The sequence below is a fragment of the Halobacillus sp. ABA4_118 genome, from assembly GCF_056160205.1.
In genome coordinates, this window is record NZ_JBSWWS010000001.1 from 2091315 (window position 1) to 2117003 (window position 25689).

At 51.5% G+C, this 25689-nt stretch carries 26 protein-coding genes and 3 riboswitches; of the genes, 22 read left to right on the top strand and 4 right to left on the bottom strand.

Features of this window, described 5'->3' with window-relative positions; translation table 11 throughout:
• The first annotated feature begins 7 nt into the window (after positions 1–7).
• Positions 8–109, top strand: a riboswitch (purine riboswitch).
• Positions 110–238: 129 nt separating this feature from the next.
• Together guaA and ACXAGL_RS10400 are read left to right on the top strand one after the other, a co-directional pair.
• Positions 239–1777: a glutamine-hydrolyzing GMP synthase gene (guaA, locus tag ACXAGL_RS10395; RefSeq protein ID WP_474970341.1), complete on the top strand. Its 1539-nt coding sequence runs from the start codon at positions 239–241 to the stop codon at positions 1775–1777.
• Positions 1778–1856: 79 nt separating this feature from the next.
• Positions 1857–1959, top strand: a riboswitch (purine riboswitch).
• A 155-nt stretch (positions 1960–2114) separates the two neighbouring features.
• Positions 2115–3449 (top strand): NCS2 family permease, encoded by a 1335-nt coding sequence (locus tag ACXAGL_RS10400; RefSeq protein ID WP_027955711.1) that lies wholly within the window; start codon positions 2115–2117, stop codon positions 3447–3449.
• A gap of 87 nt (positions 3450–3536) precedes the next feature.
• Here the strand turns inward: ACXAGL_RS10400 and ACXAGL_RS10405 are convergent, their stop codons facing one another.
• Positions 3537–3962, bottom strand: a complete 426-nt coding sequence (locus ACXAGL_RS10405) for an Hsp20/alpha crystallin family protein (RefSeq protein WP_027955712.1) — start codon at positions 3960–3962, stop codon at positions 3537–3539.
• Positions 3963–4103: 141 nt separating this feature from the next.
• On the opposite strand from ACXAGL_RS10405, the gene ACXAGL_RS10410 reads away from it, so the two are divergent.
• The 14 genes from ACXAGL_RS10410 to purD all read left to right on the top strand — a co-directional run bounded on the left by ACXAGL_RS10410 (position 4104) and on the right by purD (position 17772).
• Complete coding sequence (locus tag ACXAGL_RS10410) at positions 4104–4682, top strand: DUF2179 domain-containing protein (RefSeq protein WP_027955713.1); 579 nt, start codon at positions 4104–4106, stop codon at positions 4680–4682.
• A complete protein-coding gene (locus tag ACXAGL_RS10415; protein ID WP_474972059.1) occupies positions 4642–4851 on the top strand; it encodes an NETI motif-containing protein in 210 nt (69 codons plus the stop codon). The genes ACXAGL_RS10410 and ACXAGL_RS10415 overlap by 41 nt, the downstream gene beginning before the upstream one ends.
• An 81-nt stretch (positions 4852–4932) precedes the next feature.
• Positions 4933–5033: riboswitch (purine riboswitch) on the top strand.
• A gap of 107 nt (positions 5034–5140) precedes the next feature.
• On the top strand, positions 5141–5632 hold the full coding sequence (purE, locus tag ACXAGL_RS10420) for a 5-(carboxyamino)imidazole ribonucleotide mutase (RefSeq protein ID WP_474967390.1): 492 nt from the start codon (positions 5141–5143) through the stop codon (positions 5630–5632).
• Entirely contained in the window at positions 5622–6749 is a 1128-nt protein-coding gene (purK, locus tag ACXAGL_RS10425) for a 5-(carboxyamino)imidazole ribonucleotide synthase (RefSeq protein WP_474991102.1), read from the top strand. Before purE ends, purK begins: the two co-directional genes overlap by 11 nt.
• A gap of 10 nt (positions 6750–6759) precedes the next feature.
• Positions 6760–8052 carry an adenylosuccinate lyase gene (purB, locus tag ACXAGL_RS10430; RefSeq protein ID WP_474972058.1) on the top strand — a complete coding sequence of 431 codons (1293 nt, stop codon included), beginning with the start codon at positions 6760–6762 and terminating at the stop codon, positions 8050–8052.
• 59 nt (positions 8053–8111) lie between these two features.
• Positions 8112–8831 (top strand): phosphoribosylaminoimidazolesuccinocarboxamide synthase, encoded by a 720-nt coding sequence (gene purC / locus ACXAGL_RS10435; protein WP_474967393.1) that lies wholly within the window; start codon positions 8112–8114, stop codon positions 8829–8831.
• Positions 8819–9064: a phosphoribosylformylglycinamidine synthase subunit PurS gene (gene purS / locus ACXAGL_RS10440; RefSeq protein WP_027955719.1), complete on the top strand. Its 246-nt coding sequence runs from the start codon at positions 8819–8821 to the stop codon at positions 9062–9064. The genes purC and purS overlap by 13 nt, the downstream gene beginning before the upstream one ends.
• A 1-nt stretch (position 9065) precedes the next feature.
• Positions 9066–9749, top strand: a complete 684-nt coding sequence (purQ, locus tag ACXAGL_RS10445) for a phosphoribosylformylglycinamidine synthase subunit PurQ (protein ID WP_474967394.1) — start codon at positions 9066–9068, stop codon at positions 9747–9749.
• Positions 9733–11958, top strand: a complete 2226-nt coding sequence (gene purL / locus ACXAGL_RS10450; protein ID WP_474991104.1) for a phosphoribosylformylglycinamidine synthase subunit PurL — start codon at positions 9733–9735, stop codon at positions 11956–11958. The genes purQ and purL overlap by 17 nt, the downstream gene beginning before the upstream one ends.
• A complete protein-coding gene (gene purF / locus ACXAGL_RS10455) occupies positions 11934–13346 on the top strand; it encodes an amidophosphoribosyltransferase (RefSeq protein WP_474967396.1) in 1413 nt (470 codons plus the stop codon). The genes purL and purF overlap by 25 nt, the downstream gene beginning before the upstream one ends.
• A gap of 12 nt (positions 13347–13358) precedes the next feature.
• Complete coding sequence (purM, locus tag ACXAGL_RS10460) at positions 13359–14363, top strand: phosphoribosylformylglycinamidine cyclo-ligase (RefSeq protein ID WP_474967397.1); 1005 nt, start codon at positions 13359–13361, stop codon at positions 14361–14363.
• Complete coding sequence (gene purN / locus ACXAGL_RS10465) at positions 14360–14938, top strand: phosphoribosylglycinamide formyltransferase (protein ID WP_474991106.1); 579 nt, start codon at positions 14360–14362, stop codon at positions 14936–14938. The genes purM and purN overlap by 4 nt, the downstream gene beginning before the upstream one ends.
• Entirely contained in the window at positions 14935–16467 is a 1533-nt protein-coding gene (gene purH / locus ACXAGL_RS10470) for a bifunctional phosphoribosylaminoimidazolecarboxamide formyltransferase/IMP cyclohydrolase (protein WP_474972052.1), read from the top strand. Before purN ends, purH begins: the two co-directional genes overlap by 4 nt.
• 21 nt (positions 16468–16488) lie before the next feature.
• Positions 16489–17772: a phosphoribosylamine--glycine ligase gene (gene purD / locus ACXAGL_RS10475; protein ID WP_474991108.1), complete on the top strand. Its 1284-nt coding sequence runs from the start codon at positions 16489–16491 to the stop codon at positions 17770–17772.
• Here the strand turns inward: purD and ACXAGL_RS10480 are convergent.
• On the bottom strand, positions 17731–17847 hold the full coding sequence (locus tag ACXAGL_RS10480) for an EYxxD motif small membrane protein (RefSeq protein ID WP_156896492.1): 117 nt from the start codon (positions 17845–17847) through the stop codon (positions 17731–17733). The genes purD and ACXAGL_RS10480 overlap by 42 nt on opposite strands.
• A gap of 142 nt (positions 17848–17989) precedes the next feature.
• Positions 17990–18244 (bottom strand): YgaP family membrane protein, encoded by a 255-nt coding sequence (locus ACXAGL_RS10485; RefSeq protein ID WP_474967401.1) that lies wholly within the window; start codon positions 18242–18244, stop codon positions 17990–17992.
• Positions 18245–18318: 74 nt separating this feature from the next.
• On the opposite strand from ACXAGL_RS10485, the gene ACXAGL_RS10490 reads away from it, so the two are divergent.
• The 3 genes from ACXAGL_RS10490 to ACXAGL_RS10500 are packed head-to-tail and all read left to right on the top strand — an operon-like array spanning position 18319 to position 21394.
• Positions 18319–20064 (top strand): adenine deaminase C-terminal domain-containing protein, encoded by a 1746-nt coding sequence (locus tag ACXAGL_RS10490; RefSeq protein WP_474991110.1) that lies wholly within the window; start codon positions 18319–18321, stop codon positions 20062–20064.
• A gap of 34 nt (positions 20065–20098) precedes the next feature.
• A complete protein-coding gene (locus ACXAGL_RS10495) occupies positions 20099–21079 on the top strand; it encodes a DUF3048 domain-containing protein (protein ID WP_474972048.1) in 981 nt (326 codons plus the stop codon).
• 12 nt (positions 21080–21091) lie between these two features.
• Complete coding sequence (locus ACXAGL_RS10500; protein WP_027955730.1) at positions 21092–21394, top strand: YerC/YecD family TrpR-related protein; 303 nt, start codon at positions 21092–21094, stop codon at positions 21392–21394.
• Between the two features lie 329 nt (positions 21395–21723).
• Here the strand turns inward: ACXAGL_RS10500 and ACXAGL_RS10505 are convergent, their stop codons facing one another.
• Entirely contained in the window at positions 21724–21894 is a 171-nt protein-coding gene (locus ACXAGL_RS10505) for a hypothetical protein (RefSeq protein WP_474991112.1), read from the bottom strand.
• Between the two features lie 94 nt (positions 21895–21988).
• Between ACXAGL_RS10505 and ACXAGL_RS10510 the strand changes: the two genes are divergently transcribed.
• From ACXAGL_RS10510 to pcrA, 3 genes are all read left to right on the top strand, one after another.
• Positions 21989–22579 (top strand): YitT family protein, encoded by a 591-nt coding sequence (locus tag ACXAGL_RS10510; protein WP_474970342.1) that lies wholly within the window; start codon positions 21989–21991, stop codon positions 22577–22579.
• 166 nt (positions 22580–22745) lie between these two features.
• Positions 22746–23456, top strand: a complete 711-nt coding sequence (gene pcrB / locus ACXAGL_RS10515; protein WP_474967404.1) for a heptaprenylglyceryl phosphate synthase — start codon at positions 22746–22748, stop codon at positions 23454–23456.
• Entirely contained in the window at positions 23453–25687 is a 2235-nt protein-coding gene (pcrA, locus tag ACXAGL_RS10520; protein WP_474991114.1) for a DNA helicase PcrA, read from the top strand. The genes pcrB and pcrA overlap by 4 nt, the downstream gene beginning before the upstream one ends.
• Positions 25688–25689: the final 2 nt, after the last annotated feature.

Genomic DNA, 25689 nt, shown 5'->3' on the forward strand with positions numbered 1-25689 from the left:
TGAAAATTATCAGATAGAATTCTTCCTTCGTATATCCTCGGGAATAAGGCCCGAAAGTCTCTACCGGGGCACCGTAAATGCCCTGACTATGAAGGTGGGAGTCACAGACGTGTCTTGACATGGATGGATTTCTGCCTTCGTTGTATGCAGCATACAAGAGGCAGGAGTCCATTTTTTTATGGCACGGGAAGTGAAAGAAACAGGCAGGACCAATTTTGGTACAGGGAGTGGAACGTATATGGAAAACGTACAAGGAATGATTCTCGTACTCGACTTTGGAAGTCAGTACAACCAGTTGATCACACGAAGAATCCGCGAATTTGGCGTGTACAGTGAGCTGCATTCACACAAGATGAGCATAGAGAAAATCAAGGAGCTGAATCCGAGCGGCATTATCCTTTCTGGTGGGCCGAACAGCGTATATGGAGAAAACAGCTTCCGTTGTGATGAGCAGATTTTTGAACTGGGTATTCCGGTGCTCGGCATCTGTTACGGCATGCAGTTGATGACCCACCATTTTAATGGAAAAGTAGAACGGGCCAAGGAACGCGAATACGGCAAAGCCGACATTCACATTACAGAAGACCCGGTCCTGTTCCGCAAGACACCAAAAGAACAGGCCGTATGGATGAGTCACAGTGACAAAGTAATCGAAGCTCCTGAAGGTTTCCGTGTGGATGCGACGAGCCATTCCTGTCCTGTAGCTGCCATCAGCCACGAGGATGCAAAGATGTACGGCGTCCAGTTCCACCCGGAGGTCCGCCATTCAGAATATGGGAATGATCTTCTTCGCAGCTTCGTTTTCGATGTCTGTGAAGCGAAGGACGACTGGACGATGGAACACGTGGTAGAAATGGAAGTGGAAAAAATCCGTGAGCAGGTGGGCGGTCGTAAAGTGCTGTGTGCGTTGAGCGGCGGTGTGGATTCCTCTGTTGTAGCAGCATTGATTCATAAGGCGATCGGCGATCAGTTGACGTGTATTTTCGTCGACCACGGGCTGCTGCGTAAGAACGAAGCCGATGACGTCATGCGTACGCTGGGTGACGGCTTCAATATGAACATTATTAAAATAGATGCCAAGGAGCGGTTCATGAGCAAACTTGACGGTGTATCCGATCCGGAAAGAAAGCGGAAGATCATCGGCAATGAGTTCATTTATGTGTTTGATGATGAAGCAGAAAAGCTGAAGGACATTGACTTCCTTGCCCAGGGTACACTGTATACCGACATTATCGAAAGTGGAACAGAAACCGCTCAGACGATCAAATCCCACCATAATGTCGGCGGTCTCCCGGAGGATATGGAATTCCAATTGATCGAACCTTTGAATACGCTGTTCAAGGATGAAGTACGTGCGCTGGGTACGGAGCTTGGTGTACCAGAACACATCGTCTGGCGTCAGCCGTTCCCCGGTCCAGGTCTTGCCATCCGTGTTCTAGGAGAAGTGACAGAGGAGAAACTGGAAATCGTTCGTGAATCTGACTTCGTCCTTCGCGATGAAATTAAAAAGGCCGGGCTGGATCGTGACATCTGGCAGTATTTCACTGTGCTTCCTGATATCCGATCGGTCGGAGTCATGGGAGATGAGCGTACCTACGACTATACGATCGGGATCCGTGCGGTTACGTCCATTGATGGTATGACTTCAGACTGGGCCCGCATTCCATGGGACGTGCTGGAGAAAATATCGACGCGTATCGTGAATGAGGTCGATCACATCAACCGCGTCGTGTATGACGTGACGAGTAAGCCGCCTGCAACGATTGAATGGGAATAATCGAACATTAAAGGGTTTTTATTCAATAATGTTCGGAAATAGTATTGACAGTTCTTGTCGAACGATGTAAGCTGAAGACAATTCAATAACGCATCACCTTCGTATAATTTTGGGGATAAGGCCCATGAGTTTCTACCAGACCGCCGTAAATTGGTCTGACTACGCTGGTGAATGGACGACTGCCTGTACGCATGTGCAGACGTCCGTTTATCTTCGTATCTACAGACACTCTTGGATTTTATCCAGGGGTGTCTTTTTTTGTGGGAGATGGGTCAACATAAAAATAAAGAGACCCGATAAGAAAGGCGACGGAAAACAAAAAGGGGAGGATTTACAAATGAGTAAGTTTTTTAAGTTTAAGGAAATGGGAACGAGCTATCGGATTGAATTCATGGCGGGGCTCACAACGTTTCTCGCGATGGCCTACATTTTGTTTGTCAACCCGTCCACGCTCGCACTGGACGGCATTGAGGCTCTGCCTGAAGGGGTCACTCGTATTGATAAGGGAGCCGTATTCACCGCTACAGCCGTAGCAGCCGCGGTGGGTACATTGATTATGGGATTGTTTGCGAAGTATCCGATCGCTCTTGCTCCCGGTATGGGACTGAACGCATTCTTTGCGTATACGGTTGTGCTCGGGTTTGGTATTCCGTGGGAAACAGCGCTTGCCGGCGTACTTGCTTCTGGACTTATTTTTATTGTGTTAACGGTAACCGGCCTGCGGACGATGATCATTGATGCTATCCCTGGAAACCTTAAGCTGGCTGTCGGAGCGGGGATCGGGCTGTTCATCGCGTTTATCGGCTTTCAAAACGCCGGGATCGTACAGAACAGTGACGCGACACTGGTGCAGCTTGGTGATTTGACCGCCGGACCGACGCTTCTCGCTGTTTTCGGGATCATTGTCAGTGTCATCCTGCTTGCTGTCGGATTGAAGGGCGGCATTTTCTACGGGATGGTGCTGACGTCATTGATGGGGATTCTCACGGGCTTGATTGATCCACCATCCGGCCTTGGCGGCATTGTCAGTCCGGCGCCGAGTGTGGCACCGACGTTCGGTGCAGCGTTGACACACTTTGGGGATATTTTCACGATCCAGATGCTCGTAGTCATCCTGACGTTCCTTTTCGTCGATTTCTTTGATACGGCCGGTACACTTGTGGCTGTAGCCACCCAGGCCGGGTTTATGAAGGATAACAAACTGCCGCGGGCCAACCGTGCGCTGTTCTCCGATTCCGCCGCTACGGTCGTCGGAGCCGTCGTTGGAACTTCGACGACGACGTCCTACATTGAATCCACCGCGGGTGTCGGAGCAGGTGGACGAACAGGCTTTGCTTCTGTCGTGACGGCAGGATTTTTCCTGCTTGCCCTGTTCTTCTCTCCACTTCTCGCTGTTGTAACTGCTGAAGTTACCGCACCTGCTTTGATCATTGTCGGAGTGCTGATGGCGTCCACCTTGAAGAGTATTGACTGGGATGAGTTTGAAATTGCCGTCCCTGCCTTCTTTACGATTGCTGCGATGCCGTTGACGTACAGCATTGCCACCGGAATTGCGATCGGCTTTATCTTCTATCCGATTACAATGATCTTGAAAGGACGATCCAAAGAAATTCATCCGATCATGTATTTCCTTTTTGTCATTTTCGTCTTATATTTCATTTTCCTTGCATAAGGATGTCTATGAAAAGAGTGGTGCACTCTTGGATGACTTCCCCGTCAAGGTATAAAAAAACCGGCGGCCTTCTGTCAGGCGCCGGTTTTATTCATCCTCCAGGTGGCGGATGGTGATCGGTTTCTGTCTTGATGAATCAGGGATGTAGCGGTGAAGCTGGACGACCAGCAGTCCGTGCCTGTAGGTGGCTTCTATTTTGTCATGCCGGACAGGGTAGGGGAGGTCGATGGAACGTTCAAATGTACCGTCGGCAATTTCTGCTTTGATCTGATGACCACCGCGGTTGTTGATTTCGATTTTCCCTTTCAATGTTAACGTGGCGTGGTCGACGAGAACATCGACATTTTTCGGGTGGTCCATGCCGGGAATGTTGACGAAACAGAGCAGCTCATTATCGTATTGATAGATGTTGACAGCCGGTATGGCGGGCTTCATCATCCCCTCAAAACCGCCCCAGAATTCCTGGCCGAAGAAACGGTCGAAGTTTCCTTTCCAATCCTTGAACTGGTCCATCAGCCTGCACCTCCAAGATTTGTCTGTAATTGCGGTGAAAAGCGGTTGTGCCCCTTTATTCTCATGGTTTATAGTGTATGCAAGAGAAGCGGTCCGGGTGATAGATTTTCACTTTATCCCGGGCAAAGGAGGCTGTCTGTGTTGTTTGAAAACCCACTTGTACTCATCGCCATCATATTAGCGGTGAACATCGTTTATGTATCCTTTTTTACCCTTCGTATGATTTTCACATTAAAAGGACAGCGGTATTTCGCAGCGTTTATCGGAATGTTTGAAATCGTCACGTACATTTACGGACTGGGCATCGTTCTTGACCGTCTGGACCAGATTGAAAACGTTATTGCCTATGCTGTCGGTTACGGTACAGGGGTGATTGTCGGTATGAAGATTGAAGAGAAGCTCGCCCTCGGGTATATTACAGTTAACGTCATCTCCTCGAACCCGGATATCGAATTCACCCGTCAGCTCCGGGATAAAGGGTACGGGGTGACGAGCTGGTACGCGTACGGCATGGAGGGAGACCGGCTGGCGATGCAGATCCTGACTCCTCGAAAGTATGAACTCAGTTTATATGAAACCATCCGTACGATTGACCCAAAAGCCTTTATCGTTGCGTATGAACCAAAGCAGATCCATGGAGGCTTCTGGGTGAAGTCTGTAAAGAGAGGAAAGATCCGCGATGCCCAAAAAGAACAGCAGGAACAGCAGAATGCGTTTTGAAGTGCAGGAAAATGAAACGATCGATGATTGTCTCGACCGCATGAAGAGTCAAGGCTATATGCCCGTCCGCCGCATGGAAGAGCCGGTCTTCCGTGAAGAAATCCGAAACGGGGAAAAAGTCATGGAGCCTGTAGGAAAAACGATCGTATTTCAAGCCGTTAAACAGTAAAACCGAACAATTTGTCAATTGTAAAATGTCATTGTTCGACAATGGCGTTGACAGCCAAAAGAGATTCTTGATATGATAAAGACAGAATTGCATAGACGACCTCATATAAGGCGGGGATATGGCCCGCACGTCTCTACCTGGGAACCGTAAAGTCCCGGACTATGAGGGGAGTTATGTCAGCGGCGCCCGGCCGGCCTTGGCCGACGTATGCCTGTTCGACTCCTCTCATTGATTGAGCGGTCGGGCAGGCTTTTTTTATGTTACTTCACAAAGAAACGAGGGAGAGCGCATGGCTGAAGTTGGGATCATTATGGGAAGTATTTCGGACTGGGATACGATGCAGGAAGCCTGCATCGTCCTGGATGAACTGGCCGTCGATTACGAAAAAGAAATCATATCTGCCCACCGGACACCGGAAGATATGTTTGAATACAGTGAAACCGCCCGCCAGAAAGGGCTGAAGGTCATCATTGCCGGCGCAGGGGGAGCCGCCCACCTGCCTGGAATGGTCGCTTCTAAGACGACACTCCCCGTCATCGGGGTACCGGTTGAATCAAAATCGCTTCAAGGCATGGATTCCCTTCTTTCCATTGTCCAAATGCCCGGCGGCGTTCCTGTAGCCACCGTATCGATTGGAAAAGCCGGGGCTAAGAACGCCGGGCTTCTCGCAGCAGAAATGCTGGGGGCTTTTGATAAAGAAACAGCTGGACGGCTGGAGGAGTACCGCAGCCGGATGAAAGAGAAAGTCGGAAATATGAGGAGGGAGCTCGATGAATATTAATGTCATCCGTCCAGGCCAGACCATCGGCATCCTCGGCGGCGGCCAGCTTGGAAAAATGATGGCGCTCGCTGCCAGGCATATGGGGTACCGGATTGCTGTGCTGGATCCATCCGAAGACTGCCCCTGTGCACCGGTGGCCGACCATCATATTGTAGCTGCCTATGATGACTTTGAAGCGGCAGAGCGGTTGAATACAATCAGCCAGGTGGTCACCTACGAATTTGAAAATGTGGACGCCGGTGTTTCCCGTTTTTTTGCTGAAGCAGACATGCTTCCCCAGGGCACGCTTGCCCTCGAGGTGACACAGAATCGTGAGAAAGAGAAGGCCTTTGCTGTAGACGCCGGCCTTGCTGTACCGGATTACCGTATCGTCCATACGTCGGAAGAAGCCGGTCAGGCTGTCAAAGAGATTGGATATCCGGCAGTTATGAAAACGATCAGCGGCGGCTATGACGGCAGAGGTCAGCTGAAACTCGAACAGGAGTCAGATCTTGAGAATCTCCCTTCTTTTCTGAAAGAAGGCGGCACGTATATCGTGGAACAGTGGATTCCTTTCGATCTTGAAATCTCCCAGGTTTTCACCCGTGGACAGGATGGAAGTATCGTTTATTTCCCTCTTGCGGAAAATATCCATAGACAGCAGATTCTTCATGAAACCCGGGTTCCGGCCCAGGTGTCGGACGTTGTCCTTGATAAGGCGAAAGCCGCCGTTGAGGCCCTGGCCGAACGTATCGGCGTTGTCGGGACGTTTGCTGTGGAAATGTTCGTCAGCGGCGATGATATCTACATCAACGAAATGGCGCCGCGTCCGCATAACTCCGGACACTACACGATTGAAGCGTGCAGTGTCTCGCAATTCGAACAGCATATCCGTGCCATCTGTGGACTGCCGCTGCTGCCGGTACATACCTTCGGCGCAGCCGTGATGATCAATGTCCTCGGAAAACACCGCGGCATCCTCAATGACCGGATTGAATACTATACAGGCGGCCACCTTCATGACTACGGGAAAAAAGAAGCCCGGACCACACGCAAGATGGGGCACCTGACCTTCATCGGTGACACACTCGAAGAGATCGATGAACGCATCGAACAAAATCAGATCCATTATTGGTAGGAGGAAGACTATGATTGAACGTTATACACGCCCGGAAATGGGAGCCATCTGGACGGAAGAAAATCGTTATCAGGCCTGGCTTGAAGTTGAACTGCTGGCTTGTGAAGCATGGAGTGAGCTTGGCATCATTCCCAAGGGAGATGTCGAAAAGCTGCGCGAAAAAGCATCCTTCTCCATCGACCGCATACATGAAATCGAACAGGAAACGCGGCATGATGTTGTAGCCTTTACGCGTGCCGTTTCCGAAACGGTCGGAGAAGAACGTAAATGGGTCCATTACGGACTGACCTCTACGGACGTTGTCGACACCGCCTTGTCCTATCAACTGAAGCAGGCGAACGAAATCATCCGCCGCGACTTGGTCAACTTCATTGATATTCTTGGTGAAAAAGCACAGGAACATAAACACACCGTCATGATGGGCCGTACACACGGAGTCCATGCAGAGCCGACGACATTCGGCTTGAAGATGGCGCTTTATTATGAAGAAATGAAGCGTAACCTTGAGCGTCTCGACCTGGCAATCAAACAGATCGAAGTCGGAAAGCTCTCCGGTGCGGTCGGTACGTATGCCAACATCGATCCTTTTGTCGAAGCGTACGTCTGTGAGAAGCTTGGACTGGCTGCTGCTCCTGTCTCCACGCAGACACTGCAGCGGGACCGCCACGCCCATTACGTGTCCACCCTGGCTTTGATTGCGACATCCATGGAAAAAATCGCTGTAGAAATCCGCGGCCTTCAGAAGACGGAAACGCGTGAAGTGGAAGAGTATTTTGCAAAAGGACAGAAAGGTTCCTCTGCGATGCCCCACAAACGGAACCCGATCGGTTCGGAAAACATGACAGGGATGGCCCGCGTACTGCGTGGAGAAATGATGACCGCGTTTGAAAATGTGCCGCTCTGGCATGAACGGGATATCTCCCACTCTTCTGCCGAACGGATCATTCTTCCGGATGCGACCATTGCCCTGAATTATATGCTGAACCGTTTTGGCAGGCTCGTGAAAAACTTGACGGTCTTCCCAGAGCGTATGCAGGAGAATATGGAGAAAACCTACGGGTTGATTTTCTCCCAGCGTGTACTGCTTACCCTTATTGACGAAGGCATGGTGCGTGAGGAGGCATACGATCTTGTGCAGCCGAAGGCGATGGAAGCCTGGGAAGAGGGCATTCCGTTCCGTGAGCTGATCGAAGCAGATGAGAAGATCACGTCGACGCTTTCCTCAGAGCAGCTGGATGCCTGCTTTGACTATAAGCACCACCTCAAACAGGTGGACCGTATTTTCGATCGTATTGGTTTGTAATCATCAAGGACCTGCGGATGCAGGTCCTTCCCTAACAAAACAAGTGAGGTGCTGCTTTTATGAAAGGTTCCCTTTTATATGAAGGAAAAGCGAAGCGTGTGTACCATACCGACGATCCTGAACAGTTGATTTTATCCTATAAAGATGATGCGACCGCCTTTAATGGAAAGAAAAAGGAGTCGTTCCCCGGCAAAGGCCGTCTGAACAACCTGATTACCTCAAAAGTCTTTCAATCCTTACATCAACAACACATCAAGACCCACTTCATTCAAGCTTTAAACGAAACCGAGCAGCTCGTCTACAAGACAGATATCGTTCCGCTCGAAGTCGTTGTCCGCAATAAAGCCGCAGGCAGCATCACCCGCCGCCTCGGTATCTCTGAACAGACACTCTTTCAACCACCCATTCTTGAACTCTTTTACAAAAATGATGAACTGGATGATCCGCTGATCAATGATGTCCACGCCTATCATTTGACGGGGATCCGTGAACAGGACCTCACCTTGATCAAGGAACAGGCGCTTCTCATCAATGAGCATCTGAGCAGCATTTTTCAGAAAGCCGGTCTTGAGCTGATCGATTTTAAACTGGAATTCGGTTTCCTCTCTGATGGCCGCCTCGTCCTCTCTGATGAAATATCCCCGGATACGTGCAGGCTCTGGGACTTGGAAACAGGTACAAAAATGGATAAGGACGTTTTTCGTGAAGGGATTGGCAGTTTGACAGATACGTATGAACGGATTTTACAACGACTGGAGGAGAGCGTATGCGCAAAGTAAAGATTCACATTACGTTGAAAGAAGGGGTCCTGGATCCGCAGGGCAAGGCCGTTCAGCATTCCTTGAAATCACTGGAATACAATAACGTTCACGACGTCCGTGTCGGGAAATACATGGAGGTTCTCGTTGATGACAAGGAAGATTTGGAAGCCGAAATCGACAAGATGTGTGATCAGCTTCTCGCCAATCCGGTCATTGAAAACTATACGTATACGATAGAGGAGGCTGGCTGACGTGAAATGTGCCGTCGTCGTCTTTCCAGGATCGAACTGTGACCGTGATATGTACCATGCCGTCAAAGATGAACTTGGTGCAGACGCAGATCTTGTCTGGTATCAGGAAGCGAATCTAGCAGACTATGATGCTGTGTTTCTGCCGGGTGGCTTTTCTTACGGAGATTACCTGCGTTCAGGAGCGATTGCTGCGACTTCTCCCATCGTTGAGCAGATCCGTGCTGCCGCAGAAGCCGGGAAACCGGTGCTTGGCGTATGCAACGGGTTTCAAATTTTATTGGAAACCGGCCTGCTGCCGGGGGCGATGCTGCCGAACGAAAAACTGAAGTTCATGTGTCATACCGAAACGCTGATCGTAGAGAATGCTGATACACCGTTTACGCAGTCGTATAAAGAGAAGGAAGAAATCCAGATTCCCATTGCCCATGGAGACGGCAATTACTTTTGTGACCAGTCAACGCTTGAGCGTCTTCGTAAGAACAAGCAGGTGGTTTTCACTTATCAGACGAACCCGAACGGATCAGCCGGTGATATTGCCGGTATCGTCAATGAGAGAGGCAATGTCCTCGGTATGATGCCGCACCCGGAGCGGGCGGTCGATGCCCTGCTCGGCACTGATGACGGCCTTCGGCTTTTTCAATCGATTTTGACCTATTGGAGGGAACATTATGCCATCAACGCTTGAGATCAGTCCGGAAATGATTGAACAGAACCGTTTATATGCAGATATGGGTCTGACGGATGACGAATACACCTCGGTGGTGAACATTCTCGGCCGCCGTCCGAACTATACAGAAATCGGCTTGTTTTCGGTCATGTGGTCGGAGCACTGCAGCTACAAAAACTCAAAGCCACTGCTGAAGAAGTTTCCGACAGAAGGTTCCCATGTCCTTCAAGGCCCTGGGGAAGGAGCCGGAATCATCGATATCGGAGATGACCAGGCGGTGGTATTCAAGATCGAAAGCCACAACCACCCGTCTGCTGTTGAACCGTATCAAGGGGCAGCGACTGGGGTCGGTGGTATTCTGCGTGATGTATTTTCCATGGGCGCCCGTCCTGTAGCGTTACTGAATTCTCTCCGGTTTGGATCGCTTGAGCGTCCACGGGTGAAATACTTGTTTGAAGAAGTCGTACGCGGCATCGCCGGCTACGGCAACTGTGTCGGTGTGCCGACAGTGGGCGGGGAAGTCCAGTTTGATGACGCCTACAACGGCAATCCGCTCGTCAATGCGATGTGTGTCGGGTTGATCGATCATAAGGATATCCAAAAAGGGATTGCAGCCGGTATCGGAAATACGGTCATGTATGTCGGGGCTAAAACCGGCCGGGACGGGATCCATGGAGCGACCTTCGCTTCTGAAGAATTATCGGAAGAGTCTGAAGAGAAGCGTCCATCGGTCCAGGTCGGCGATCCATTTATGGAAAAGCTGCTGATCGAAGCCTGTCTGGAGGTCATTCATCATGATGCCCTTGTCGGCATTCAGGATATGGGCGCCGCTGGTCTAACTTCCTCCGCCAGTGAGATGGCGAGTAAAGCGGGAACCGGCATGACGATGAATCTTGACCACATTCCCCAGCGTGAGGAGAACATGACGGCTTATGAGATGATGCTGTCGGAATCACAGGAGCGGATGCTTTTAGTGGTTGAGAAAGGCCGGGAAGAGGAAATTGCTGCTGTCTTCCGGAAGTATGATCTTGAAGCCGTTGCGGTCGGTGAAGTGACCGATACGAAGCGCTTCCGCCTTGAACATCACGGGGAAGTGGCTGCGGATGTTCCGGTGGATTCCCTTGCAGAGGATGCCCCGGTCTATCACCAGCCGTCCAAAGTACCGGAGTATTATGAAGAGTTTCAACGTATGGAAGATTACAAGCCGGCCGTGACGGAATATACGAAAACCCTGCTTGCCCTTCTACAGCAGCCGACGATTGCGAGTAAAGAGTGGGTGTATGACCAGTACGACTACATGGTCCAGACGAACACAGTGGTCTCCCCGGGTTCTGATGCCGCGGTACTTCGTGTGCGTGGAACGGACAAGGCGCTGGCCATGACGACGGATTGTAATTCCCGCTACATTTACCTCGACCCGGAAGTGGGCGGCCAGATTGCCGTGGCGGAAGCGGCACGTAATATTGTCTGCTCCGGCGGCCGTCCGCTTGGAATTACGGACGGTCTGAACTACGGATCTCCGGAAAACCCGGAAATTTTCTGGCAGATGGAAAAAAGCGTTGATGGAATGAGTGAAGCCTGCCGCACCCTCGGCACCCCGGTCATCAGCGGGAACGTCAGTCTTTACAACGAATCGTTCGGCGGACAGGCCATCTATCCGACGCCGATTGTCGGTATGGTCGGTTTAATTGAAGATGTCCGCCATATCACACGTTCCCACGCGAAAGCCGCCGGCGACCTCATTTATGTGATCGGGGAAACGAAACCGGAATTCGGAGGAAGCGAGCTGCAGGGGTTGTTGGAAGGCCGGCATTTCGGAAAAGCACCCGGACTGGATTTAGAAGTCGAAGCGCAGCGACAGAACCAGCTGCTGACAGCGATCCGCTCTGGTCTTGTCGAATCTGCTCATGACCTGTCCGAAGGTGGTCTGGCTGTAGCTCTTGCGGAAACGTTATTCGATCAGGAGTTTGGCTGTGATGTCACGATCGAAGGGGATATCACGACAGCCCTTTTCTCAGAAACCCAGTCCCGTTTCCTTGTGACCATCCATCCGGAAAACAAAGACGCGTTTGAGAAGGCCGCACCTGGAGCGCAGCAGATTGGTACAGTGACGGATAATGGCATGTATACAGTGAAGCAGGAAGACGTTGTGATGGAGGAAAAGACATCTGTGCTGAAAACAGCTTGGAAAGGAGCTCTTTCATGCTTGGTGAAATCAAAGGCTTAAATGAAGAATGTGGGATTTTTGGTGTCTGGGGTCATCCGGATTCTGCCCAGCTGACGTACTATGGTCTCCACGCTCTGCAGCATCGCGGCCAGGAAGGCGCGGGCATTGTAACGACGGATGGCGGGCAGTTGAAGCTTGCCAAGGGACACGGGCTGATCAATGAAGTATTCTCTGAAAACCAGCTGGAAGATCTGCAGGGGCATGCGTCCATCGGTCACGTGCGTTATGCAACAGCGGGAGATGGGGGCTATGAAAATATTCAGCCGCTCCTGTTCCGTTCGCAGACCGGCGGACTTGCCCTTGCCCACAACGGCAACCTTGTGAATGCCCAGGCATTGAAAAACCAGCTGGAAGGACAGGGCAGCATCCTCCAGACGACGTCGGATACAGAAGTCGTCGCCCACCTGATCAAGCGGGCGCGTCATCTGCCGTTGGAGCAGGCCATTACAGAAGCCCTTTCCATGATCAAGGGAGCGTATGCCTTTTTGTTAATGACCGAAGACCGGATGTTTGTCGCTAACGATCCACGCGGCCTCCGTCCCCTCAGTCTCGGCCATTTAGGGGGAAGCTGGGTGGTTTCTTCAGAAACGTGCGCTTTCGATATCGTCGGTGCGACGTATGAAAGGGAAATCGATCCTGGTGAAATGCTCGTCATTTCTGATGAGGGCATTGATTCCATTCGGTTTTCAGCACCGATCCAGCGGACGCTCTGCTCGATGGAATATGTGTATTTTTCCCGTCCTGACAGCAATGTGGATGGAAAGAATGTCCACGCCTCCCGTAAACGGATGGGCAAAACACTGGCTGAAGAAGCGCCTGTGGATGCGGATGTCGTAACAGGCGTACCGGATTCCAGTATTTCCGCCGCGATCGGATATGCCGAGGCTTCAGGAATTCCTTATGAGCTCGGGCTCATCAAAAACCGTTACGTCGGCCGGACGTTTATCCAGCCGTCCCAGGAGCTGAGAGAGCAGGGTGTGAAGATGAAGCTTTCCGCTGTCCGGGGGATCGTTGAAGGGAAAAAGGTCGTCATGGTCGATGATTCCATTGTGCGTGGAACGACCAGCCGGCGGATTGTGAAGATGCTGAAAGAAGCAGGGGCCGCAGAAGTCCACGTCAGAATTGCCTCCCCTCCGATCAAGAATCCGTGCTATTACGGAATCGACACATCCAACAGCGGAGAACTGATCGCCGCGAACCATTCTCTTCAGGAGATGGAAGAACAGATCGGTGCGGACAGCCTCGCCTTTTTATCGACGGAAGGCTTGAATGAGAGCATCTACCAGGGAGAGGAATCCTTGAGGCACGGCGGCTGCATGGCCTGCTTTACCGGGAACTACCCGACCGAAATCTATCCGAACACGATGCATCCATATGAGAAAGCGTAGGGAGGTATACAGATGAGTCAATCCTATAAACAGGCCGGTGTCGATGTTGAAGCCGGTTATGAAGCGGTGGAGCGGATGAAAAAGCATGTCAGCCGGACGATGCGCAAGGAAGTCATCGGCGGACTCGGAGCCTTCGCCGGGTTATTTGATATCAGCGGGATGTCCTACAATCATCCGGTGCTTGTCACAGGAACGGATGGGGTGGGGACGAAGCTCAAACTCGCCTTCCAACTCGATCGTCATGATACGATAGGGGTGGATGTCGTAGCGATGTGCGTCAATGATATTGCGGCGCAGGGAGCGGATCCGCTGCTCTTTCTCGATTATATTGCCTGTGGCAAAAATGACCCCGCCCGTATCGAACAAATCGTCAAAGGCATTGCAGACGGCTGTGAGCAATCAGGTGCTGCGCTTGTAGGTGGAGAAACGGCGGAAATGCCGGGCATGTACGACGCGGATGAATACGACCTGGCCGGCTTTGTCGTCGGTATGGCTGATAAGGACAAGCTGATTACAGGGGCGTCCGTTCAGGAAGGGGACGTCATCATCGGCCTGCCTTCCTCAGGCATCCACTCCAACGGCTTCTCGCTTGTGAGAAAACTCGTGGAGGAGCTTGATTTGGAGCAGGTGTATCCGGGGATGGCCCTGCCGCTCGGGGAAGTGCTGTTGACTCCGACTGTCATTTACGTCGATCCGGTCAAAAAACTTCGCGCAGCAGTCGATGTGAAAGGACTGGCCCACGTCACCGGCGGCGGCTTTTATGAAAATCTACCCCGCATGCTTCCGGAAGGTTTCGGAGCTGTTGTTGAGCAGGGCAGCTGGGACGTCCCGCCTGTGTTCCGTTTTTTACAGGAGCAGGGTTCCATCGCGGAAGAAGAGATGTATGGTGTCTTCAATATGGGCATTGGTATGGCAGCGGTCATCAGGGAAGAAGAGGTGGAACAAGCATTATCGGCCTGTCCTGAAGCCAAGGTCATTGGCCGCGTGACTAAAGGCCGGGGGGTGGAGCTGATATGAAGCAGCTGGCGATTTTTGCTTCTGGTACCGGCTCCAACTTTGATGCCATCGTGAAAGCCATTGAAGAAGGGAAGCTTGATGCCCGCGTCGCTCTGCTTGTGTGTGACCGGATCGGGGCAGCGGTGATTGAAAAAGCTCAGCGTCATGAAATCGATACCGTCGTGTATACACCGAAGCTTTTTTTAGATAAAGCTGCCTACGAGGCGGCGATTCTCGAGGACCTGCGCTCTAGGAATGTGGAATGGATTGTCCTTGCCGGTTATATGCGCCTGATCGGACCGACGCTGCTGGCCCCTTACGAAGGAAGGATAATGAACATACATCCGTCCCTTCTTCCGGCCTTTCCAGGAAAAGATGCGATCGGACAGGCGCTCGACAAACAGGTGAAAGTGACAGGCGTGACGGTTCATATTGTCGACGACGGCATGGACACCGGCCCGATCATTGCCCAGGAGCCTGTCCCTATCTATGATGATGACAGCAGGGAAGACGTTCAGCGCCGCATCCAGACCGTAGAGCACCGCCTTTATCCAGAAGTCATCCAGTCTTTACTACCCAAGGAGGAATACAAATGAAAAAACGCGCCCTTTTAAGCGTATCCAATAAACAGGGGTTAACAGACTTCGCCCGCCGTCTGAATGAGCTTGGTTATGAGCTCGTTTCCACAGGTGGGACAAAACGCACGATAGAAGAAGCGGGCATTCCGGTGCTTTCGATTTCTGAAGTGACCGATTTTCCGGAAATTATGGATGGCCGTGTCAAAACGCTGCATCCGTCTGTCCACGGTGGCCTTCTGGCTAAGCGTTCCAACAAAGAGCATATGGAGCAGCTGGATGAACTGAACATCCAGACCATTGATCTTGTGGCTGTAAACCTGTATCCATTCAAAGAAACAATCGCCAAAGAAGGTGTGACCGAAGCCGAAGCGGTTGAAAACGTCGATATCGGCGGTCCGACAATGCTGCGGGCAGCGGCGAAAAGCTTTGAAGATGTCGCGGTGGTCGTCGATCCATCTGATTATGAAACGGTCGTCGAAGGCCTTAATCAGGGAGAACTTTCTTATGAAGAACGCCGCCGTCTGGCAGCCAAGGTGTTCCGTCATACCGCGAATTATGACAGCATGATTGCTGGGTATTTCTCTGATTTGACGGAAGAGGCTTATCCGGAAACGTATACCGTTACATATGAAAAAGTCCAGTCCCTCCGTTACGGAGAAAATCCGCACCAGAGTGCTGCTTTTTATAAGAAAGCAGCGGTGGAGGGAACATCCCTCGCAGAAGCGGAGCAGCTGAACGGCAAGGAGCTTTCCTATAATAATATCCAGGATGCCAATGCGGCCCTTGAAGTCGTCCTTGAATTCAATGAGCCTGCAGCTGTCGCTGTGAAGCACATGAACCCGTGCGGCGTCGGTGTCGGTGAAAATCTGTATGAGGCCTATGGGAAAGCGTATGAAGGAGATCCCGTTTCCATCTTCGGAGGAATCGTCGCGCTGAACAGGGAAGTCGATGGAGAGACAGCCGCCAAGCTGAAGGAGATTTTCCTTGAAATCATCATCGCTCCATCCTTCAGCCAGGAAGCGCTCGACATTCTCACAAAGAAAAAGAACCTGCGTTTACTCCGGGTGGATATGAAGAAATCAGACCGCCCATCCCATAAGCTGACAAGCGTGAACGGCGGTCTGCTTGTCCAGGATACGGACGAAGGATCGCTGGATCAGGTGGAGTTGGAAGTGGCAACAGATCGTGCGCCGTCCCAGCAGGAAATGGAAGACTTGAAGCTTGGCTGGAAAGTCGTCAAGCACGTCAAATCCAACGCCATCATCGTAGCCAAAGGCGACCGCACGCTTGGCGTCGGGGCCGGTCAGATGAACCGGGTAGGTGCTGCGAAGATTGCTCTTGAGCAGGCGGGTGAAAAAGCAGAGGGCAGCATTCTTGCCTCCGACGCCTTTTTCCCGATGCCGGATACAGTGGAAACGGCGGCAGCGGCCGGTGTCACAGCCATCATCCAGCCGGGTGGATCGAAACGCGACCAGGATTCCATTGATGCCTGCAACAAGCACGGCATCGCCATGGTCTTTACGAAAATGCGTCACTTTAAGCATTAAATACAGAAAGGATGAAGGACGATGAACGTTTTAGTAATTGGACGCGGCGGCCGGGAGCACAGTCTGATCCAGAAACTTGCGGAAAGTGACCGGGTGGAGCGGTTATATGCGGCTCCCGGAAACGCGGGCATGACCGAACAGGCCGAGTGCATCACCATTGATGAAGGAAATCAGGAAGCGCTCGTGGCGTTTGCGAAGGAAAAGGATATTCGCCTGACGATTATCGGCCCGGAAGATCCGCTTGCCGCCGGTCTGGCTGATGCGTTCACAAAGGCCGGTCTTCCTGTGTTTGCCCCGAGCGGCCGTGCGGCCCTCATTGAAGGAAGCAAGCATTTTGCCAAGCAGCTTATGAAAAAATACAACATTCCGACAGCGGATTATGAAGCGTTCACCGATGCGGATAAGGCGAAAGCCTATATCGCTGAAAAAGGCGCGCCAATCGTCGTCAAAGCGGACGGCCTGGCCGCCGGCAAAGGGGTCGTTGTAGCAGAATCCGTCCAAGATGCAGAGCAGGCCGTTGAAGAAATGCTCGGAGACGGCCGCTTCGGGGAAGCAGGCCGCGAAGTGGTTATTGAGGAGTTCCTGGCTGGAGATGAATTTTCCTTAATGGCCTTCGTTCGTGGAGGAAACGTTTATCCTATGGTTCCGGCAAGAGATCATAAGCGTGCCTTTGAAGGGGACCAAGGCCCAAATACCGGCGGGATGGGCGCATATGCTCCCGTTCCGGCACTGTCCAGGGCATCCTATGAGACAGCGCTTGAAACGATTGTCCGCCCAGCCGCCGAAGCGATGGTCGAGGAAGATCGATCCTTTACAGGGATTCTCTATGCCGGATTGATTGAAACGAACGAAGGTCCAAAGGTGATTGAATTCAATGCCCGTTTCGGTGATCCGGAAACACAGGTGGTTCTGCCGCTATTGGAAAACGACCTCGTCCAGGTCCTTCTTGACGTTCTTGACGGAAAAGATCCGGGACTTACCTGGAAAAAGCAGTTCTGTGCCGGTGTGGTGGTTGCTTCCAAAGGCTATCCGGGATCCTATGATAAGGGACGTCTCCTTCCAGAGCTGAAAACAGACAAGTCCGCGTTTTTTGTCCATGCCGGAACCGCCCTCGATGAAAAAGGGTATGTATCAAACGGCGGCCGTGTTCTCCTTGCCGGCAGTCTCGGCAGGAATACCGAAGAAGCGCTGGACAAGGCCTACCGCTCTCTTCAAGTATTCGACACGTTTGATGACTTTTTCTACCGCCGGGATATCGGAAGGTCAACTCTTTTTTCTTCGGGAACGGAGAAACACCGCACCTAAAGCGGCAATCGTCCCGATGATCGTGAGAATGACGAAGCCGACATCGGTCACATATTCTAAAAAGTACACGTTCATTCATCCTTTATAAGTAAGAGCGGGGCATGTCCCCGCTCTTTTTATTATCCTGCAGGTTCCTCTTTCTGTTCGTCCTTCTTCTTTTTATAACGGCTGAAAAGATAGAGGAGAGGCAGAAACATCATCGATCATTCCCACCTTTTCAAGCGTCATCCGGCAGGTTCTGTGCCCAGGGTTCTTCTTTTCCGTCTGTCTCTACGGCTGCTGATTCGTATAAAGCAGTGAGAGGACAGAAACGTACGATGCCTTCCGCGATCTTCAAGGAAGCCATTATGATCAGCAGCGGATGGGAGGAAGATCCTTCCTTGCGCGCTCCGCGGATCGTCAAGTACGTCAGCATGCTGAAGCCTGCTGTGATCCGGATCATGCTGTTGATCAGGCCGATATTCGGTTTCATAACAGGTTCCTCCTTAGCAGATTGGAATATCCTGTGTTACGATAGAACATAATGAAATCAGGGAGGTACGCTCCATGAACGAAACACGCTTTCGCTGGCGCAACCGTCAGCTGCGGGAACATGCAGCTGTCATGGACGGGAAAGTAGCGCCGACGAAACTGATTACCCATACAACATACTTGAACGTGTATTTGAAACAGTGGATGACCGGTCACATCTGGATTTACGAAGACCGTATCATATATACGGGACAGGAGCTTCCTGCCCATACAGAAGGAACGGAAATGATTGATGGCAGGGACAGCTGGATCGTCCCGGGTTACATTGAACCGCATGCCCATCCATTCCAGTTATATAATCCCCAGAGCCTTGGAGAATATGCTGCCGCCACGGGAACGACAACGCTCATTAATGACAACTTGATGTGGCTTTTTTTAACGGACAAAGAGAAAGCGTTTTCTCTGCTCGAAGAATTTATGAATCTGCCTGCTTCGATGTACTGGTGGGCGCGCTTTGATCCTCAGTCCGTATTAAAGGATGAGGACAGAGAAGCGTTTGATGAGCAGATCGAATCGTGGATTGAGCATGACGCCGTCATTCAGGGCGGAGAGCTGACGGCCTGGCCGGATGTTTTGTATAACGGGGACGAGCAGATCCTCCACTGGATGCAGGAAACGAAGCGGGCCCGCAAGCCGCTTGAAGCCCACCTGCCCGGCGCATCAGAGAAAACACTGGTGAAGATGCGGCTGCTCGGCATGGATTCCGAGCACGAGTCGATGACGGCTGATGATGTGCTGAACCGCCTCGCCATCGGTTTCCAGACAGGACTGCGCTATTCTTCCATCCGTCCGGATCTGCCGGATATTCTGCAGGGACTTATGGAAAAAGGACATCAGCAGTTCGACCACATGATGTATACGACCGACGGATCTACCCCCGGTTTTTATCGTGAAGGACTGATCAATCAGTGTATTCAGATTGCTCTCGATGCCGGTGTTCCGGAAATTGATGCCTATATGATGGCGACATACAATTCCGCCCGTCACTTTACGATCGAAAACCGTGTCGGCAGCCTGAACGCCGGACGCGTCGCTCATTTGAACTTCTTATCAAGCCCGGATAATCCGACGCCCCATTCTGTTCTTGCTAAAGGTGAATGGGTGAAAAAGGATGGACAAGCTGTAGAAACGCCATCTCCTGTAGAATGGAAGAAAAACGGAATCGATAAGCTGAACCTGGACTGGGATCTCACCGAACAGGATCTGCAGTTTTCCATGCCGGTCGGTCTTGAGATGATCAATGACGTCATCATGAAACCTTATGCAGTGGATACGGATACAGGTGTGGAACGTCTGCCGGAGGATCACTCCGAAGGATTTCTCATGTTGATGGACCGTGAAGGTGAATGGAAGGTCAACACGTTGATCAAAGGGTTCACAACCTCACTCGGTGCCCTTGTCAGTTCATACAGCAGTACAGGCGATCTTGTTCTGACCGGAAAATCGAAAGCGGATATGAGGACGGCATTTGCCCGGATGAAAGAAATCGGGGGAGGCATCGTACTCGTCAACAAAGGGGAAGTCATCTTTGAGCTGGCTCTTCCGCTCGGAGGAGTCATGTCCGACAAGCCGATGAATACACTGATGGAAGAAGAAGAAACGTTGAAGAACCATTTGAAAGCCTATGGATTCGCCTTCTCCGATCCTGTTTATACGCTTTTATTCCTGTCTTCGACGCATCTTCCATTTATCCGGATCACACCACTTGGAATCATCGATGTGAAAAGGAAAGAGGTACTCTTTCCTTCAATAATGCGTTAAAATATAAGTGGGATGATCTAAAGGACGTGCATGTATGAAAAAGCTGCTGCTCATCGGTCTGCTTACCGCCGGTCTTATTGGCTGCCAATCAACAGGAGAGACTCCTGGAGAAAAAGCAGCAGAAACCCCTGATCCTGTCCCTGCCGGTGATGTTTTTCCATTAACGGGAGAACCCGGTGCAGGGGATAAATCCGGGCGTGTCCTCGGTGTGATGGTCAACAACCATCCGAAAGCACGGCCGCAGTCCGGGCTCAGTCAGGCAGACCTCGTCTATGAAGTCCTTGCTGAAGGGCAGATCACCCGTTTTCTCGCTTTGTTCCACAGTGATATTCCTGATACAATCGGGCCGGTACGCAGCGCCCGTCCCTATTATTTTGAGCTGGCCTATGGATATGACGCTCTTTACACTTATCACGGAGCTTCCCATTCCATATATCAGCAGCTTGCCGGCACCAGCATGGACGCTGTCGATGGTGCTGTTTATGACAACAATGGCTGGCTTTTCCGCCGTTCCGGTGACCGTCCTGCACCGCACAATTCCTACCTTTGGACAGAAGGACTGGATCGTGTGGTCGGTGAAAAAGGCTTAACCGAGGACGCCCCGCCGGAGGCTTTGTATTTTACAGATGAAAGTCCAAACGGTCGTCCGGTTGATGAGGTGGAAATCACCTATGGCAGCAGGACACAAGTCCGGTGGCAGTATTCCGATCATGGGTTTCTTCGATTCGACGACGGAGAACCGTCTGTGGATCGTTCGACGATGGAACAGATTTCTGCCGATAATGTATGGATGATAGAGGCCCGCCACGAAATCATCGATGAGGCCGGCCGCAGGGAGGTTGATTTGACCTCAGGCGGACGCGGTTTTCTTTTGCAGAAAGGGACGATGAAAGAAGTGGAGTGGCGGAATACAGATGGACGGCTGCTTCCTTATGAAGGGGAAGAGCAGGTGCCGTTCGTCCCGGGAAATACATGGATCAACATTATACCAGAATCCGCAGCGGTTCAATTTTGAGGAGGAATCCGAATGCAAATCGATAAATTGCGCGGAAAAACGCTGGATCAGCTTTTTGAAGCGATTCTTTCACTACAGGATATTGAAGAGTGCTATGAATTTTTTGATGATCTGGCAACGATGAACGAGGTGCAGTCGCTGGCTCAGCGTCTGGAGGTCGCCCGCATGCTGAGAGACGGGTACACCTATCATAAAATTGAAACGGAAACCGGAGCTTCGACAGCGACGATTTCCCGTGTGAAGCGCTGTTTGAACTACGGCAACGACGCCTATACCAAAGCGCTCGACCGTGTCCACGAAAAGCGTACAGAATAGAGAAAAGACTGCCATAACGGCAGTCTTTATTTTTTTATGTGTGTGTCTGGTCACGTTCCGCTTATCGGTGGATGCTTGCCGCGGGCCCGGCCTCAGCTAACTTGGTCAGGAAAACCTCCTGTCCAAGTGGATCTTCGGCTCGTGCTGTTCCCGCAGGCGTCACCACCGAACGCTCCTCGTGACAGTCAAATAATGAGCGTGAAAGAGGGATGAACCTTAGGGCCATAGGATGAAAATCCCGATACCATCCCCACTGAATTCAAAAAGAAGGAGTAGGCAGACATCAATATTATAAGTGTGTTAATAGGAAGAAATAGACATATGGATTTTCATACCGTGGTTTTCCTGAGAAGTTCATCTGCTGAAAGAATGGCTGGTGTCTGGTCACGTTCCGCTTGTCGGTGGATGCTTGCCGAGGGCCCGGCCTCAGCTGACTTGGTCAGGAAAACCGTCTGTCCAAGTGGATCTTCGGCTCGTGCTGTTCCCTTAGTCGTCACCACCGAAAGCTTTTCCGTGACGGCGGTCTTTTTTTTGTCTTCTAAAAACACTCGACCCGCATAGAATGGGGTGAGGGGGGACGGGCCTGTGAAAGAGATGGTGAAGAAAGGGATCATGATCGTAGCCGGAAGCTTGATTCTTTCGCTCGGTATCAACTTTTTTCTTATTCCCGACCATGTCCTCGACGGTGGGATCATCGGCATCGGTATGATTGCCAATTACATATGGGGGATGAAGGTGGGGCTGACGATCATCTGCTTCAGCATCCCGATTTTCACCCTTGCCTGGTTTTATTTCCGCATGTACTTTTACAACAGTCTGCACGGCCTGTTGGTTTCCTCGTTTTCCATTGATGTGCTTCAGGGACTGCGTGCTTATCATCTGCCGCTCGACCCTGCCATCAGCTCGATCATCGGCGGGGCCCTTGTCGGCGGGGGGATCGGTTTGATGCTCCGGCACCATACGAGCACTGGCGGGACGGATCTTCTTGCTCAGATGATCGCTGACTGGATGAAGGTAAATGTCGGATTCGTTATTCTGGCCATCGATGCGGTCATCATCGGGGCGGGAGGGCTGCTGTTTTCGATGGAAACGCTGCTTCTTTCCGCCATTACGATTTTGAGTGTCGGTCTTGTTACGATGACGTTCACCTCTTCCCGTCTCCTTCCTGAACATCCTGCCTCTTAATTTAGTAAGGCGGCCGAGAACATTCTCGGCCGCTTTTTTTGTTTGGCAGCCGGATTTTCCCGGTCGTTCTTTCACAGAATATTTACACTCTGAGGGAAACCCTCAACCCGGTGCCGAAATTTTGTTATAATCGACTAATGGATAACTGTTGTTTTGGAGGCCGGAAATGTACAATATAAGCAAGTGGGATCATGTGTTCAAACTGGATCCAAATAAAACGATTTCGGAAAAAGACTTGAAGGACATCTGCACATCCGGTACGGACGCGGTGATGATCGGGGGTACCGATGGGGTAACGTTTGAAAATGTTACCGATCTGCAGGAACGGGTGGAGGCGTACAACGTCACCTGTGTGTTGGAAGTGTCCGATGTGGAAGCCGTTGCTCCGGATTTTGACGCTTATTTCATTCCGATGGTGCTGAACAGCGAAGATAAAAAGTGGATGCTTGATGTGCAGCATCAAGCAGTCAAAGAATACAGCGATATGATCAACTGGACGGCTATGCTGACGGAAGGCTACTGTGTCCTGAATCCCGAAGCGAAAGTTTTTCAAAAAACGTCCTGTTCTCTGCCGGATCAAGCGGACGTGCTGGCATATGCCCGGATGGCCGAGCATCTTTTCCGCCTCCCGGTTTTTTATATGGAATACAGCGGGACCTATGGTGATCCGGCTCTCGTAAAAGAAGTGGCGGATGTGCTGGAGGGGACGACGCTCGTATACGGCGGCGGTATCCGGACGATGCAGCAGGCAGCAGAAATGGCAGCCCAGGCAGACGTCGTCGTCATTGGGAATGTCATCTATGAAGATATACAAGTGGCGCTTCAAACGGTGGAAGCAGTCAAATCAACAAAGAAGAAGGATGGTGGACGTTCATGACTCAGGCGTTGAATGCTTTGATTCAAGGTTTGAATACAGAACAGCGCAATGCGGTAATCCATACAGAAGGCCCGCTGCTCATTATGGCAGGTGCCGGAAGTGGTAAGACAAGGGTGCTGACCCATCGGATTGCCTACTTACTCAGTGAAAAAGATGTAGCGCCGCGCAACATTCTGGCGATTACGTTTACAAACAAGGCCGCGCGCGAGATGAAAGAGCGTGTAGAATCCCTTGTCGTGAAAGACGGCGAAAAAATATGGATGTCGACGTTCCACTCGATGTGTGTCCGGATCTTACGACGGGACATCGACCGGATCGGCTATGACCGCAACTTCTCGATTCTGGATTCCAGTGACCAGCTTTCTGTCATCAAGCAGGTGCTGAAGGAACTGAACCTGGATCCGAAGAAGTGGGACCCACGGGCGATGCTCGGGGCGATCAGTAATTCGAAAAACGAACTGATGACGGCTGAAGATTATGCCAACCAGGCCGGCAGTACCCATGAGGAACAGGTGGCTGAAGTGTACAAAGGCTATCAGAAAAAGCTGCGTAAAAACCAGTCGCTCGATTTCGACGACCTGATCATGCAGACGCTCCGTTTGTTTGATGAAGTGCCGGAAGTGCTGGAAACGTATCAGCGCCGCTTCCAGTATATCCATGTCGATGAGTACCAGGATACGAACCACGCGCAGTACCAGCTCGTCAAGCATCTGGCGAGCCGGTATCAGAATCTGTGTGTTGTCGGGGATTCCGACCAGTCGATTTATGCGTGGCGCGGAGCGGATATTCAAAACATCCTCAACTTTGAAAGTGACTACCCGAAAGCACGGACCATCCTGCTGGAGCAGAATTACCGTTCCACAGAATTGATTCTCGATGCGGCCAACAACGTGATTGATAAAAACTCCGGCCGCAAGCCGAAGCGCCTCTGGACCGATAATAAAGGCGGCGAAAAGATTCACTATCATCAGGCTGGCACAGAGCGTGAGGAAGCCCTTTTCGTCACCGATAAAATCGGCGACCTCGTAAGACAGGGAAAGTTCCGCTATCAGGATACGGCGATCCTGTACCGGACGAACGCCCAGTCGCGTACGATTGAGGAGACATTCGTCAAAGCGGGCATCCCGTACCAGATGATCGGCGGTACGAAGTTCTACGATCGTAAGGAAATCAAGGATCTTCTTGCCTACCTGCGTCTCATTGCCAACCCGAACGATGATCTGAGCTTCCAGCGTGTGATCAACGAACCGAAGCGCGGGGTTGGAAAAACGAGTATGGATAAAATGATGGCCTATGCGGCCGATCACGATATTTCGCTGTATGAAGCAGCGGCGGAAGTCGATTTCGTCGGGGTCAGCGCCAAAGCAGCCAAGGCGATTATGAGCTTCCGCAAAATGGTCCAGAACTGGAGCGAGCAGCAGGAGTTCCTGTCAGCGACCGATATGGTGCAGCAGGTGATCGATAAAACCGGCTATGAAGAGATGCTCATGAACGAAAAAAGCATCGAAGCCCAGAGCCGTCTGGAAAACATTGAAGAATTCAAATCCGTAACGAAGAACTTTGAAGAAAATGCTGAAGATAAAACCTTGGTGGCGTTCTTGACGGATCTTGCGCTGATTGCGGATATCGATTCCATGAATGAGGACCCTAGTAGTGATGACACGGTCACACTTATGACGCTTCACTCCGCGAAGGGTCTTGAGTTTCCTGTCGTCTTTCTCATCGGGATGGAGGAGAATGTCTTCCCGCACAGCCGTGCATTGATGGATGAGGAAGAGATGGAAGAGGAACGCCGCCTCGCTTATGTAGGGATTACCCGTGCTGAGAAGCAGCTGTTTTTGACCCATGCGAAAATGCGTACGTTGTATGGACGGACGAACATGAACCCGATCAGCCGGTTCATCCATGAAATTCCGGAAGAGCTCGTCGACGGACGCGAGCAGAAGGAAGAGATGCCGTTTTTCAATAAGAAGCGTGAAACGAGCCCGTTTGGGAGACAGACCCAGGAGCCGCCGAAGCGTTCTGCCAAGAAACCGAAGAAGACGGAATCGACCGGCGGAGAGAAGATCGGCTGGCAGCCTGGTGATAAAGCGACACACAAAAAATGGGGAACCGGCACCGTCGTCAAAGTGCAGGGTGAGGGAGATGCGCTTGAGCTCGACATCGCGTTCCCGGCACCGACAGGCATTAAGCGGCTGCTTGCCCGTTTTGCTCCGATTACGAAAGCGTAAGG

What these genes read in the sequence shown, in the direction of transcription:
- guaA (WP_474970341.1), top strand. Translation starts at nt 239, where the DNA reads ATGGAAAACGTACAAGGAATGATTCTCGTACTCGACTTTGGAAGTCAG.
- pcrB (WP_474967404.1), top strand. Translation starts at nt 22,746, where the DNA reads ATGTACAATATAAGCAAGTGGGATCATGTGTTCAAACTGGATCCAAAT.
- purC (WP_474967393.1), top strand. Translation starts at nt 8,112, where the DNA reads ATGAAAGGTTCCCTTTTATATGAAGGAAAAGCGAAGCGTGTGTACCAT.
- purE (WP_474967390.1), top strand. Translation starts at nt 5,141, where the DNA reads ATGGCTGAAGTTGGGATCATTATGGGAAGTATTTCGGACTGGGATACG.
- ACXAGL_RS10485 (WP_474967401.1), bottom strand. Translation starts at nt 18,244, where the DNA reads ATGAAACCGAATATCGGCCTGATCAACAGCATGATCCGGATCACAGCA.
- purB (WP_474972058.1), top strand. Translation starts at nt 6,760, where the DNA reads ATGATTGAACGTTATACACGCCCGGAAATGGGAGCCATCTGGACGGAA.
- pcrA (WP_474991114.1), top strand. Translation starts at nt 23,453, where the DNA reads ATGACTCAGGCGTTGAATGCTTTGATTCAAGGTTTGAATACAGAACAG.
- ACXAGL_RS10480 (WP_156896492.1), bottom strand. Translation starts at nt 17,847, where the DNA reads ATGAACGTGTACTTTTTAGAATATGTGACCGATGTCGGCTTCGTCATT.
- ACXAGL_RS10490 (WP_474991110.1), top strand. Translation starts at nt 18,319, where the DNA reads ATGAACGAAACACGCTTTCGCTGGCGCAACCGTCAGCTGCGGGAACAT.
- purL (WP_474991104.1), top strand. Translation starts at nt 9,733, where the DNA reads ATGCCATCAACGCTTGAGATCAGTCCGGAAATGATTGAACAGAACCGT.
- purM (WP_474967397.1), top strand. Translation starts at nt 13,359, where the DNA reads ATGAGTCAATCCTATAAACAGGCCGGTGTCGATGTTGAAGCCGGTTAT.
- purF (WP_474967396.1), top strand. Translation starts at nt 11,934, where the DNA reads ATGCTTGGTGAAATCAAAGGCTTAAATGAAGAATGTGGGATTTTTGGT.
- purH (WP_474972052.1), top strand. Translation starts at nt 14,935, where the DNA reads ATGAAAAAACGCGCCCTTTTAAGCGTATCCAATAAACAGGGGTTAACA.
- purK (WP_474991102.1), top strand. Translation starts at nt 5,622, where the DNA reads ATGAATATTAATGTCATCCGTCCAGGCCAGACCATCGGCATCCTCGGC.
- ACXAGL_RS10495 (WP_474972048.1), top strand. Translation starts at nt 20,099, where the DNA reads ATGAAAAAGCTGCTGCTCATCGGTCTGCTTACCGCCGGTCTTATTGGC.
- ACXAGL_RS10510 (WP_474970342.1), top strand. Translation starts at nt 21,989, where the DNA reads ATGGTGAAGAAAGGGATCATGATCGTAGCCGGAAGCTTGATTCTTTCG.
- purD (WP_474991108.1), top strand. Translation starts at nt 16,489, where the DNA reads ATGAACGTTTTAGTAATTGGACGCGGCGGCCGGGAGCACAGTCTGATC.
- purS (WP_027955719.1), top strand. Translation starts at nt 8,819, where the DNA reads ATGCGCAAAGTAAAGATTCACATTACGTTGAAAGAAGGGGTCCTGGAT.
- ACXAGL_RS10400 (WP_027955711.1), top strand. Translation starts at nt 2,115, where the DNA reads ATGAGTAAGTTTTTTAAGTTTAAGGAAATGGGAACGAGCTATCGGATT.
- purN (WP_474991106.1), top strand. Translation starts at nt 14,360, where the DNA reads ATGAAGCAGCTGGCGATTTTTGCTTCTGGTACCGGCTCCAACTTTGAT.
- ACXAGL_RS10500 (WP_027955730.1), top strand. Translation starts at nt 21,092, where the DNA reads ATGCAAATCGATAAATTGCGCGGAAAAACGCTGGATCAGCTTTTTGAA.
- ACXAGL_RS10415 (WP_474972059.1), top strand. Translation starts at nt 4,642, where the DNA reads ATGCCCAAAAAGAACAGCAGGAACAGCAGAATGCGTTTTGAAGTGCAG.
- ACXAGL_RS10405 (WP_027955712.1), bottom strand. Translation starts at nt 3,962, where the DNA reads ATGGACCAGTTCAAGGATTGGAAAGGAAACTTCGACCGTTTCTTCGGC.